Origin of the sequence: uncultured Brachybacterium sp. (genome assembly GCF_947500705.1) — a bacterium.
In the GTDB taxonomy this organism is placed as follows: domain Bacteria; phylum Actinomycetota; class Actinomycetes; order Actinomycetales; family Dermabacteraceae; genus Brachybacterium.
In genome coordinates this window covers 386498-398020 of the sequence record NZ_CANMSY010000002.1, presented here as the reverse complement: position 1 = coordinate 398020, position 11523 = coordinate 386498, and the positions used below count along the sequence as shown (strand labels likewise).

At 70.7% G+C, this 11523-nt stretch carries 10 protein-coding genes and 1 tRNA gene; 10 read left to right on the top strand and 1 reads right to left on the bottom strand.

Annotated elements, in window-relative coordinates:
* Positions 1-54: 54 nt before the first annotated feature.
* From Q0937_RS04940 to Q0937_RS04930, 3 genes are all read left to right on the top strand, one after another.
* Positions 55-128 (top strand) — tRNA-Leu (locus Q0937_RS04940).
* Between the two features lie 112 nt (positions 129-240).
* Complete coding sequence (locus Q0937_RS04935; RefSeq protein WP_299300328.1) at positions 241-1002, top strand: YggS family pyridoxal phosphate-dependent enzyme; 762 nt, start codon at positions 241-243, stop codon at positions 1000-1002.
* A 187-nt stretch (positions 1003-1189) separates the two neighbouring features.
* Complete coding sequence (locus Q0937_RS04930; protein WP_299300326.1) at positions 1190-2527, top strand: MFS transporter; 1338 nt, start codon at positions 1190-1192, stop codon at positions 2525-2527.
* 27 nt (positions 2528-2554) lie between these two features.
* Here the strand turns inward: Q0937_RS04930 and Q0937_RS04925 are convergent, their stop codons facing one another.
* Complete coding sequence (locus Q0937_RS04925; protein ID WP_299300324.1) at positions 2555-3664, bottom strand: ROK family transcriptional regulator; 1110 nt, start codon at positions 3662-3664, stop codon at positions 2555-2557.
* A 133-nt stretch (positions 3665-3797) separates the two neighbouring features.
* Here Q0937_RS04925 and Q0937_RS04920 point away from each other — a divergent pair, with 133 nt between their 5' ends.
* The 7 genes from Q0937_RS04920 (at position 3798) to cls (ending at position 11500) form a co-directional block, all read left to right on the top strand.
* Positions 3798-5204 (top strand): MFS transporter, encoded by a 1407-nt coding sequence (locus Q0937_RS04920; protein ID WP_299300322.1) that lies wholly within the window; start codon positions 3798-3800, stop codon positions 5202-5204.
* A 175-nt stretch (positions 5205-5379) separates the two neighbouring features.
* On the top strand, positions 5380-6513 hold the full coding sequence (locus Q0937_RS04915; protein ID WP_299300320.1) for a PLP-dependent aspartate aminotransferase family protein: 1134 nt from the start codon (positions 5380-5382) through the stop codon (positions 6511-6513).
* A 36-nt stretch (positions 6514-6549) separates the two neighbouring features.
* Positions 6550-7389 (top strand): transporter substrate-binding domain-containing protein, encoded by an 840-nt coding sequence (locus Q0937_RS04910; RefSeq protein ID WP_299300318.1) that lies wholly within the window; start codon positions 6550-6552, stop codon positions 7387-7389.
* A gap of 8 nt (positions 7390-7397) precedes the next feature.
* Positions 7398-8060: an amino acid ABC transporter permease gene (locus tag Q0937_RS04905; protein ID WP_299300316.1), complete on the top strand. Its 663-nt coding sequence runs from the start codon at positions 7398-7400 to the stop codon at positions 8058-8060.
* Entirely contained in the window at positions 8050-8802 is a 753-nt protein-coding gene (locus Q0937_RS04900) for an amino acid ABC transporter ATP-binding protein (RefSeq protein WP_299300314.1), read from the top strand. The genes Q0937_RS04905 and Q0937_RS04900 overlap by 11 nt, the downstream gene beginning before the upstream one ends.
* Positions 8803-8949: 147 nt before the next feature.
* A complete protein-coding gene (locus Q0937_RS04895; RefSeq protein WP_299300312.1) occupies positions 8950-9888 on the top strand; it encodes a Bax inhibitor-1/YccA family protein in 939 nt (312 codons plus the stop codon).
* 124 nt (positions 9889-10012) lie between these two features.
* Positions 10013-11500 (top strand): cardiolipin synthase, encoded by a 1488-nt coding sequence (cls, locus tag Q0937_RS04890; RefSeq protein WP_299300310.1) that lies wholly within the window; start codon positions 10013-10015, stop codon positions 11498-11500.
* Positions 11501-11523: the final 23 nt, after the last annotated feature.

Here is an 11523-nt window from a genome sequence, read left to right as displayed (position 1 = left end):
CAGCATAGGGTGAACCGCTGTGAGGGTCAGCAGGGCATCTCGAGCCCGCTCCTCGCCCCCATAGCCCAATCGGCAGAGGCGGCCGACTTAAAATCGGCACAGTGCGGGTTCGAGTCCCGCTGGGGGCACTGCTGGGGGTATTGCTGGGGGCACCGCTGGGAGCACAGCGGCGCGAAGCCCGGCCCGCGCCGCAGGCGGGGGCGGTTCTCGGCCACAGGGGTCGTCGGCCACAATGGAGGCATGACCCCTCCGGCCGACGACACGTCCCTGATCCCCGAGCACCGTGAGCGGATGGCAGCCCGCCTCGACGAGGTCCTCGCCCGCCTGGACGCTGCGGCGCAGCAGGTGGGCCGCGACAGCAGCGAGATCACCGTGCTGCTGGCCACCAAGACGCGCACCCCGGCGGAGATCGCCGTCGCGGTGGAGCTGCTGCGCGAGCGGGGCCGACGGGCCGCGGTGGGGGAGAACCGGGCGCAGGAGATCGCCAAGCACGCCGATCCGCTGCTGGTGGACAGCACGGTGCCGCGCCACTTCATCGGCCGGCTGCAGACGAACAAGGCCCGCGACGTCGTGGCCTTCGCGGAGATGATCCACAGCGTGGACCGCGAGGGCATCGCGGACGCCCTCGAGCGCCGCGCCGAGACGGCAGGCCTGACGCGCGAGGTGCTGGTGCAGGTCAACACATCCGGCGAGGAGTCCAAAGGCGGCTTCGCGCCCACCGTGGAGGCGATCGCCCCGATCGTGGAGCGGCTGCGGGCGAGCGAGGTGCTGCGCCCCGTCGGCCTGATGACGATCGGCGCGAATTCCAGCGACTCCGGCGAGGTGCGCTCCTCGCTGCGGATGCTGCGCGAGCTGCGCGACCGGACCCGGGAGCAGCTGGGCGCGCCCGAGCTCGAGCAGCTGTCGATGGGGATGAGCGGTGATCTCGAGATCGCCGTCGAGGAAGGCGCCACCATCGTGCGCGTCGGCTCCGCGATCTTCGGAGCCCGCCCCGCGGTGTGACCCGACTCCCCTCCGGGCCGGGACCCTCTGGCGCGGGAGTCCCGCCGCCGCATAGCGTGGTCCCCGAGGTGCTGAGCGCGGAGGCTGGAGCCGCGTCGGCACCTCTTCGCATGCCCGCACGATGTTCCCCGTTCCCCTCCACGGTCCCGCCTCGGGCCGACCCTCACCCCGCGCCGGGAGGTGCCCCGTGACCGCTTCGCCCCCCGCTGCTCCTCAGACCCCGTCGTCTCAGACCCCGGCTCGGACCCCGGCTCGGCCGCCGCTGTCGCCCCGCCGTCGCGCCCTGGCGCTGTTCGCTCTCGCCCTGGGCGGCTTCGGGATCGGCTCCTCGGAGTTCGTCACGATGGGTCTGCTGCCCGAGATCGCCGACTCCCTGCTGCCGCAGATGATGGCGGTGACCCCCGATCAGGGGATCGCGCGGGCGGGCTGGGCGATCAGCGCCTACGCGCTCGGCGTCGTGATCGGCGCGCCGCTGCTGTCCCTGCTCGCGGTGCGCTTCAGCCGCACCAGGCTGATCGTGGTGTTCGCAGTGCTGCTGACCGTGAGCACCCTGGCCTCCGGCCTGATGCCCGGCTTCGAGCTGACCCTGCTCGCCCGCTTCGCCGCGGGGCTCCCGCATGGTGCCTACCTGGGCGTGGCGGCGCTGCTCGCCAGCTCCCTGATGGGCCCCGGTTCCCAGGGCAAGGGGGCGGCGCTGGCGATGTCCGGGCTCACCGTCGCGAACCTCGCCGGCGTGCCGCTGCTCACCGCGCTCGGGCAGAGCGCGGGCTGGCGCGCCGCCTTCCTCGTGGTCGCCGGGGTGTTCGCGCTGACCGCAGTCCTGGTGGCGGTCACGATCCCCGCCCAGGCCGCGCCGCGCGGCCGACGTCTGGGGGACGAGCTGCGCGCCTTCCGGCGCGTGCAGCTGTGGATGGTGATGGTGATCGCCGCCGTCGGCTTCGCCGGCTCCTTCGCGGTCTTCAGCTATATCGCCGACATCGGCCGCCAGGTCGCCGGCGTCTCTCCCGGCTACATCCCGGTGCTGCTGGCCGTGGCCGGGCTCGGGATGACGATCGGCAACGCGATCGGCGGGGTGAGCACCGATCGCTCGCTGAACGGCACCCTGCTGGTGGCCTTCCCGCTGTACATCGCTGCGATGCTGATGATGGTGCTGGTGGTCAGCAGCCCTGTGGGGCTGACCCTCACCTTCTTCCTCGCCAACCTCGCCCACGCCATCCTCTCCCCGGCGATGCAGACCTGGCTGATGCGCATCGCCGGCCGCTCCGAGATGCTCGGCGCCTCCCTGCACCACGCCGCCTTCAACGTCGCCAATGCGCTCGGCGCGCTGCTGGGCGGCGCGGTGATCTCGGCCGGGTACGGGCTCGCGGCCCCGACTGTGATCGGCACGGTGGTCGCCACGATCGGCTTCGGGATGCTGCTGGCCACGCTCGTCCTGCTGCGCCTGCGGGCGCGGCGGCGACTGGCACAGCTGGACCAAGTCGGCATCGAGCTCGCCCCGGCCCGGGAGAGGGCCGACGCCCGCTGATCCGTCAGCGGTGCGCGGAGCGGGCCCTCAGCGGGGCGAGGGTCCGACGAGCGCCGAGGGCAGCCCGTACTCGTGCTCGAGCACCTCGCACGCGGCACCGGCCGCGATGAGGTCCACCCCGCGGGTGGAGAGCAGCACCTCGACGTGCACGGGTGCCCCGGCGTGCAGTCCCTGGTCCAGCGCCTCCCGGATCGCGTCCATCGTCACCTGGTGGTGGGCGTAGACCGAGCGCCCGCCGAGCACCACCCGGTCCACATCCAGCAGCCGTACCAGATTCAGCACCACGGTCGCGAGCACCTCGGCTGCCCGCTGCGGGTCGCCGTCCCGCTGGGCGGCGAGGTACTCGGCCTGGGCGCAGCCGCGGCGTCCGCACGGGCAGGGCTCGCCGCTCAGGTTCACCACGGTGTGCCCGGCCTCCCCGGCCCGGGAATGGGCGCCGCGCACGATCGTGCCGTCCAGGCGCAGAGCCGCGCCGAGCCCCTCCTCGGCCAGCACCAGCACGGCATTGTCCAGCAGGCCCGGCTGTGACCAGCTCTCGCCGATCAGGGCGGCTCGGGAGTCGTGGTCCACCAGCACCGGCATCCGCAGCTCGTCCAGGAGCAGGTCACGGATCGAGGCTCCGCGCCAGGCGTCGGTGCGGGACGAGGAGCCGAGGTGGACGCCCTCGTCGACATCGACCGGTCCCGGCATCCCGACCCCGACGCCGAGCAGCTCGCCGGGGCCGTGCCCCGAGAGCTCCCGTGCTGTGCGGGCGAGTGAGGCGATCAGGGCGGGCACGGGCTGCTCCGGGGTGATCTCCGTGCTGTGCCGCTCCAGGATCTGCCCGGTGAGGTCCGCCACCACCCCGTGCAGCCGCGTCCGGGTCAGGTGCAGCCCGATCGCCCGCCGGGACTCGGGGACGATCCGGTACAGGGTGGTGGGCTTGCCGGGCCCGGAGGAGAACGAACCGATCTCCGCGATCAGCCCGCGAGCGATCAGCCGGGTGAGGATCTTCGAGATCGCCTGGGGCGTGACCTGCAGGGCCTCGGCCAGGCCTGTGCGTGCGACCGGCTCCCCGCGGCGTGCGACGGCGAGCACGGCGGCGTCATGGGCGCCTGCCACGCGGTCCAGCGGTCCGGTCGTCCTCACGGCGACCATCCTCCCACGGCGGCCATGTGACGAGGATCCGACGACGCACCCCCTTGACGTAACGCAACAGCGTTGGCTTATTGTGTCCGTTCGGTCGATGACGCCCTCCTGCATCTGCTCTTCCGACAGTCGAGGAACTCCCATGACCCTGACCACCGACCCGCGTCCCACCCCGGCACCCGACCCCGCTCCCGCATCCGACGCTGCGACGCTCCCCGCCCCGCACGAGATCACGCCGCGGCGCCGCGCCCTGGCCCTGTTCGCCCTGGCCCTCGGCGGCGTGGGCATCGGCGCTTCCGAGTTCGCGACCATGGGCCTGCTGCCCGGGATCGCCGACGGCCTGCTGACCGCCCAGATGTCGGCGGATCCCGAGGCGGGCATCGCCCGGGCAGGGCTCCTGATCACGTCCTATGCACTCGGCGTGGTCATCGGCGCACCGGTGCTGGCGCTGCTCTCCGTGCGCTGGAGCCGCACCTCGATGATCACCGCGCTGGCCGTCGCCCTCGTCGCGGGCACCCTGCTCTCCGCGCTGATGCCCACCTTCGAGCTCACCGTGGCCGCCCGCTTCCTCGCCGGCCTCCCGCACGGCGCCTACTTCGGCGTGGCCTCGCTCCTGGCCGCCTCCCTGATGGGGCCCGGCAGTCAGGGCAAGGGCGTGGCCGTCGCGCTCTCGGGCCTGACCGTCGCGAACCTCATCGGCGTGCCCCTGATGACCGCACTCGGCCAGGTCGCCGGTTGGCGCGTCGTCTACCTGGTCATCGCCGTGATCTTCGTGCTCACCGTGCTCGCCCTGCGCTGGGCGGTCCCGCCCCAGGCTCCGGTCGCGGGCCGGCGGATGGTCGACGAGATCGTCGCGCTACGCCGCCTGCAGCTCTGGGTCATCATGGCGATCGCGGCGGTCGGCTTCGCCGGCGGGTTCGCCGTCTTCAGCTATGTCGCCGACATCGCCACCCAGGTCTCCGGCGCAGCAGTGTCACTGGTGCCGTGGGTGCTGGCCGCGGCCGGCCTGGGGATGACCCTGGGCAACATCGTCGGCGGCACCGCAACGGACCGTTCGCTGAACGGCACCCTGCTGATCGGCTTCCCGCTGTACATCACGGCCCTGGTGGGACTGTTCCTGGGCTCTCAGGACTCGGTGGTCGGACTGCTGATCGGCTTCTTCGCCGTCAACTTCGCGAGCTCCGCCCTCAGCCCGGCCCTGCAGACCTGGCTGATCCGGGTCGCGCACCGCTCGGAGGTGCTCGGGGCGTCCCTGAACCAGGCCGCGTTCAACGTCGCCAATGCGCTCGGTGCAGCCCTCGGCGGCGCGGTGATCGCGGCGGGCTTCGGCTACCGCGCCCCGATGCTCGTCGCGATCGTCCTCGCGAGCCTCGGCTTCGCCCTGGTCGCCGGTACCCTGCTGGCGCTGCGCGTGCGCTCCCGTCGCACCCTCGCCGTGCTGCGGGAGCACGAGGCGACCTACACCGGAGCGATCCCGGTCGTCGTCCCCGACTCCGGCTCCGAGGTCCCCACCCGCATCGATGCGACCCCGGTGCCCGTCGGCTCCTGACCGTGAGGAGTCCCTGCGGCGAGGACCTGCGGCGTCCCTGGCGTCCCCTAAGCTCTCCTTGAGCCCCTGCGCTCTCTGGCTTATGCGTCACAGTCGTTCACCCAGCCCTCTGGGCTGGCGGGACGGCGACCTAGAGTGGTACCCAGCCACCGATCCGAGGAGCTGAGGAGCCACCGTGCACATCCAGACCGCCGCCGTGCATACCCTGAGGGATTTCGAGCACGGAGCCGTGGTCCCTCCCGTGCACCTCTCCTCGACCTTCGCGCTCGACTGCGCGAGCGAGGGCGGCGAGTTCGCCTACCAGCGCGGTGCGAACCCGACCCGGGCGCAGCTCGAGACCGTGCTGGCCGCGCTCGAGGGGGCGCAGCACGGCTTCGCCTTCGCCTCCGGGATGGCGGCCACTGCGGCCGCCCTGTCGACCCTGGTCGTCGGCGACGAGGTGCTGCTGCCGGCGAGCGTCTACGGCGGCACCTACCGCTTCGTGGATCTGGTGCTGCCGGGCCGCGGGATCACCGGGCGCTTCGTCGACGATCTCGGCGCGCTCACCGATGAGGACTTCACCCCGACCACCCGGGCCGTCTTCATCGAGACCCCGGCCAATCCGACCCTCCGGATCACGGATCTGCGCCGGATCTCCGAGCTCGCGCACCGCCACGGCGCCCTGGTGATCGTGGACAACACCTTCATGACGCCCGTGCTGCAGAAGCCGCTCGACCTCGGAGCGGATGTCGTCGTGCAGTCCGCCACCAAGTACCTCGCCGGCCACTCCGATCTGCTGGCCGGCACCATCACCACCAACGACGACGCGCTCGCCGACGCCTTCGCCCTCGCCCAGAAGGCCCAGGGCGGGGTGCTCGCCCCGCAGGACTCCTTCCGGCTGATCCAGTCGATCAAGACCCTCCCGCTGCGCCTCGAGCGCCAGCAGGAGAACGCCGGCGCGATCGTCGCCCATCTGCGTGAGCGTGAGGACATCGCGCAGGTCTGGTATCCCGGCTCGCACAGCGAGGAGGAGGCGCGCATCCACGCCTCCCAGGCCACGGGCGGCGGCGCGGTGCTCTCCTTCGAGCTCGCGGACGGGCTGGACCGGGTCGCCTTCCTGGAGGCGCTGCACTATCCCGCCTATGCGGTGAGCCTCGGCGGGGTGGAGTCCCTGATCTGCCGCCCGGCCACGATGACCCACGAGGCGATGACCGACGAGGCCCGCGCGAACGCCGGGATCAGTCCCGAGCTGCTGCGCCTCAGCGTCGGCATCGAGAATCTCCAGGACCTGCTCGACGACCTCGACCAGGCCCTGACCGCTGCTCGCTGAACCCACTGCTCCCAGATCAAGAACGAGGACCACCCCATGACCATCGCACCCCGCCCCAGCCGCCGCCTCGCCCTCGCCCTCGGCGGGGCCTCGGTCGCCGCCTTCCTGGCCGCCTGCAGCTCCGACGGCGGCTCCGGTAGCTCCGACGGAGGCGGTGGCGGGGGAGAGGACATCCTGGCCCGCATCCAGGAGAACGGGACCATCCGGATCGGCCTCGAGGGCACCTACCGTCCCTATGCCTTCCACGACGAGACCGGCGAGCTGGTGGGCTTCGAGAAGGAGATCGCCGACGCGATCGCCGAGGGGCTCGGCGTCACCCCGGAGTACGTCGAGACCGAGTGGGACTCGCTGATCGCCGGGCTCGACGTGGACCGCTACGACCTGGTCGTCAACAATGTCGGCATCACCCCGGAGCGCGAGGAGAAATACGCCTTCAGCGAGCCCTACGCCCGCTCGATCGGCCGGATCGCCGTGCCGGAGGACTCCGAGGTGCAGACCATCGAGGAGCTCGAGGGCAAGCGCTCCGCCCAGACCGCGACCAGCAACTGGGCGCAGCAGATGGAGGCCGTCGGCGCCGAGATCGTCCCCGTGCAGGGCTTCGCCGAGGCCATCGAGCTCGTGATCCAGGGGCGGGCCGACGCGACCGCCAATGACATCATCTCCTTCCAGACCTACCAGGAGGAGCACCCCGGGGCCGCCTTCCGCCTGCTGGATGCCGAGCTGCCCAGCGATGTGACCGTCGGGGCGATCATGCAGAAGGGTCAGGACGCTCTGCTCGCAGCGGTGAACGAGATCCTCGCCGGGATGAAGTCCGACGGCTCCCTGAGCGCCATCTACGAGGAGTGGGTGGGTCAGGACATCACCCCCGAAGGCTGAGTCCCCGGATGCCCCGCTTCCTCGAGCTCTGGATCGAGTCGCTCCCGCGCCTGCTGACCGCGCTGGTCGAGATGACCGTCCCGCTGTCCCTGCTGTCCTTCGCGATCGCCCTGGTGATCGCGGTGGTGGTGGCACTGGCGCGGCTGTACGCCCCGGCACCGCTGAAGGCGCTGGCGTGGATGTACGTGCAGGTGTTCCGCGGCACGCCGCTGGTGGTGCAGCTGTTCATCGTCTACTTCGGCCTGCCCGGCGTGGGCATCGAGCTGGCAGCCTTCCCGGCGGCGGTGATCACCCTGGCCCTGAACACCGGGGCATACGCCTCGGAGGCCGTGCGCGCCTCGATCCTCTCGATCCCGCGGGGACAGTTCGAGGCCGCTCAGTCGCTGAATCTCTCGCGCGCGGCCACCTTCCGCAAGGTGGTCGCCCCGCAGGCCATGCGGATCGTGCTGCCGCCGCTGGCCAATGACTTCATCGACCTGGTCAAGGGCACCAGCCTGGTCTTCGCGATCACGCTGATCGACGTCTTCCAGGTGGGTCGGCAGATCGCGGCCGCCACCTACGAGCCGCTCATCATGTACACCGAGGTCGCGCTGATCTACCTGGCGCTGGTCTCCCTGCTCAGCCTCGGCCAGAACCAGCTGGAGAAGAAGGTGTCCGCCCATGTCCGCTGATGATCCGCTGCGGGTGCGTGGCCTGCGCAAGACCTTCGGTGACCTGGTCGCCCTGGACGACGTCTCCCTGGATGTCGAGCGGGGCACGACCTCGGTGCTGCTGGGACCCTCGGGGTCCGGCAAATCCACTTTGCTGCGCTGCCTGAACCTGCTCGAGAAGCCCGACGCCGGCACGATCGACCTGGGGGAGGGGCCGATCGAGGTCGGCGGGAAGCTGACCACCGCCCGGGTGCGGGAGATCCGCGCCCGCTCCACCATGGTCTTCCAGCAGTTCAACCTCTTCCCCCACCTCACCGCCCTCGGCAATGTCACCCTCGCCCCGCGCGAGAACCGCGGCCTGTCCCGGCAGGCGGCGGAGCAGCGCGGCCGGGAGCTGCTCGAGAAGGTGGGACTCGCCGACAAGGCCGACTCCTATCCCGACCGTCTCTCCGGCGGGCAGCAGCAGCGGGTCGCGATCGCCCGCGCACTGGCCATGGACCCCGACTTCCTGCTCTTCGACGAACCGACCTCCGCCCTGGACCCGGAGCTCGCCGCCGAGGTGGTCGCGGTGCTCTCCGATCTCGCCGCCGAGCACCGCACCCTCGTGGTCGTCACCCATTCCCTGGCCTTCGCGAAGCAGGTGGCGGACCGGGTGCTGTTCCTCGAGGACGGGAAGATCCTGCAGGATGGCACGCCCGCGGAGTTCTTCTCGAGCGAGGACGAGCGGCTGCGTCGCTTCCGCGAGGTCATCAGCTCGGTCTGAGCCCGGGAACCGCCGCCCCGGCTTCGCCCAGAGCGGAGCCGTGCATACAGCGGGGTCTCGGGTTTCGCCCGTACAATGAGCATGTCGGTCCGACGGGTGCACCATGGCGCCGGTCGTCGACCCACCAGATCCCACGTGAGGAGCCCCATGGCACGCCACAACATCGTGTTCGGCCGCGACCAGGCCGTTCAGAACGGCGCGAACTACAACGCCCCCCGCTTCGGCGGTACGGCACAGGCCGCGCCGGCCCAGAACACCCAATGGTCCTCGGGCTTCGCCCCGCAGGGCTCTGTTCAGCAGGGCTATGGCCACAGCGCCCCCGCCCAGCACGGTGCGGAGAACCTCGAGGCGATGTACGCCCGTCCCTCCGCGACCGGTCACGACACCGGCCGGATGACGATGAAGGACGCGCTGAACGCGATCACCGCCACCCTCGGCATCGTCATCGTGGTCGGCTTCGCGGTCGCGATCCTGCCCTATGCGCTGGCCATCATGGCGGGTGAGGCCGGTGCCCAGGCGGGGCTGGCGATCACCGGCGTCGCGACCCTGATCGGCGTGGTCGGCGGATTGATCACCGCGCTGATCAACATCTTCAAGAAGCAGCCCTCGCCGATCCTGGTGGTCGCCTACGCCGGATTCGAGGGCCTGTTCCTCGGCGGCCTCAGCGGCACCATGGAGTACTTCTACCCGGGTATCGCGCTGCAGGCCGTGGTGGGCACCCTCGCCGTCGCCGGCACCGTCCTGGTCCTGTTCCGGATGGGCGTGCTGCGCACCTCCCCGCGGCTGAACAAGATCTTCATGGTCGCGTTGGTCGCCTACATGCTGTTCGGTCTGGTCAACATCGGCGCGATGCTGCTGATGGGGCAGAGCCTGCGCGAAGGGGCCCTGGGCCTGGCCATCGGCGGCATCGCCGTGGTGCTGGCCTCGTACTCGCTGGTGATGGACTTCGAGAGCGTCCAGCACGCGGCCGAGGCAGGGGTGCCGCGCAAGTACGCCTGGCGCCTCGCCTTCGGGGTCACGGTCACCATGGTGTGGCTGTACGTCGAGATCCTGCGGATCCTGATGATCCTGCGCGGCAACGACTGATCAGTGCTCGACTGACCAGTGCTCGACTGATCTGAGCGCGGGCGCTGCGGTGTCCGCGCCCGTATGCTGAACGGCGGGCCCCCTCGGGGGTCCGCCGTTCTGCTTCCCACGAGAGGGCCCCTCGATGAGCGACGTGTGGCAGTGGGTGATGGACCCCGGGGTCCTCGTGGCCACCTACCTGTACTGGACGCTGGACATCGTGGTGCGCCTGGTGGGCCTGATCGTGGTGCCCCGCAACCGCCGCCCCGGCTCCGCGATCGCCTGGCTGCTCGCGATCATGGTGTTCCCGCTGCTCGGCTTCCCGCTGTACCTGATGCTGGGCAAAGCGCAGCTGCCACGTCGGCGCCGCGAGAAGCAGCAGGTCATCAACCGCCTGATGCGGGTGCGGGCGCAGAACATCCCCGACAGCGAGCTCGATGCGGACGTGCCCAGCTGGCTGCAGTCCGCGGTGCGCCTGAACCGCGAGCTCGGCGCCTTCCCGCTGACCGGCAGCAACTCCGCGGATCTCGAGATCGACTACGACACCTCGATCGCGCGCATGGCGGCCGACATCCGCTCCGCGCGCGAGAGCGTGCATGTGCTCTTCTACATCATGGGACTGGACGAGGTCACCGAGGACTTCTTCGCGGCCCTCGCAGAACGCGCCGACGCGGGCGTCCCCGTCCGGGTGCTCTACGACCACTGGGGCGCGCTCAGCCACGGGTCGCAGTACCGGGCGATGCGTCGCACGCTCGACGCCCACGGCATCGAGCACTTCCCGATGAACCCGATCCAGCCCATCCGCGACGGCGCCTTCCAGCGCCCCGACCTCCGCAATCACCGCAAGATGGTGATCGTCGACGGAGAGATCGGCTGGATGGGCAGCCAGAACCTGATCGCCGCCCACTACGACAAGCCCTCGAACATCCGCCGCGGGCTCCACTGGCAGGAGACGATGGTGCGCTTCCGCGGCCCGATCGTCTCGGAGCTGAACCTGCTGTTCGCCACGGACTGGTACTTCGAGTCGGAGCAGATGCTCGGCGAGGACACCCTGGTCAAGCCGTCTCCGGACACCACGGGCAGCTATGAGTGCCAGCTGGTGCCCAGCGGTCCCGGCTTCGTCGCGGAGAACAACCTGGCGCTGTTCAACCAGCTGTTCTACTCCGCCACCCGCCGCATCGTCGCGGTCTCGCCCTACTTCGTCCCCGACGAGTCGATGCTCGCGGCGCTCGTCACCGCCGCCCGCCGCGGGGTGGAGGTGGAGCTGTTCGTCTCCGAGATCGGGGACCAGTTCCTGGTCTTCCACGCTCAGCGCTCCTACTACGCGATGCTGCTCGAGGCCGGGGTCACGATCTGGCTCTACCGCGCCCCGACGATCCTGCACGCCAAGCACGTCACCATCGACGACTCGGTGACGGTGATCGGTTCCTCGAACATGGACATGCGTTCATTCCTGCTGCAGATGGAGTGCTCTTTGATGATCGGGGGCACCGACTTCCTGGCGAAGATGCGCGAGGTGGAGGCGACCTATAGGGAGCGCAGCCGCGAGCTCACCCTCGAGGAATGGAGGCGGAGACCGCGGACCATGCAGGTGGTCGACAACCTCTGCCGCCTCGCCTCCTCGGTGGTCTGAGCCAGTGCCTGACCGGGTCGGTC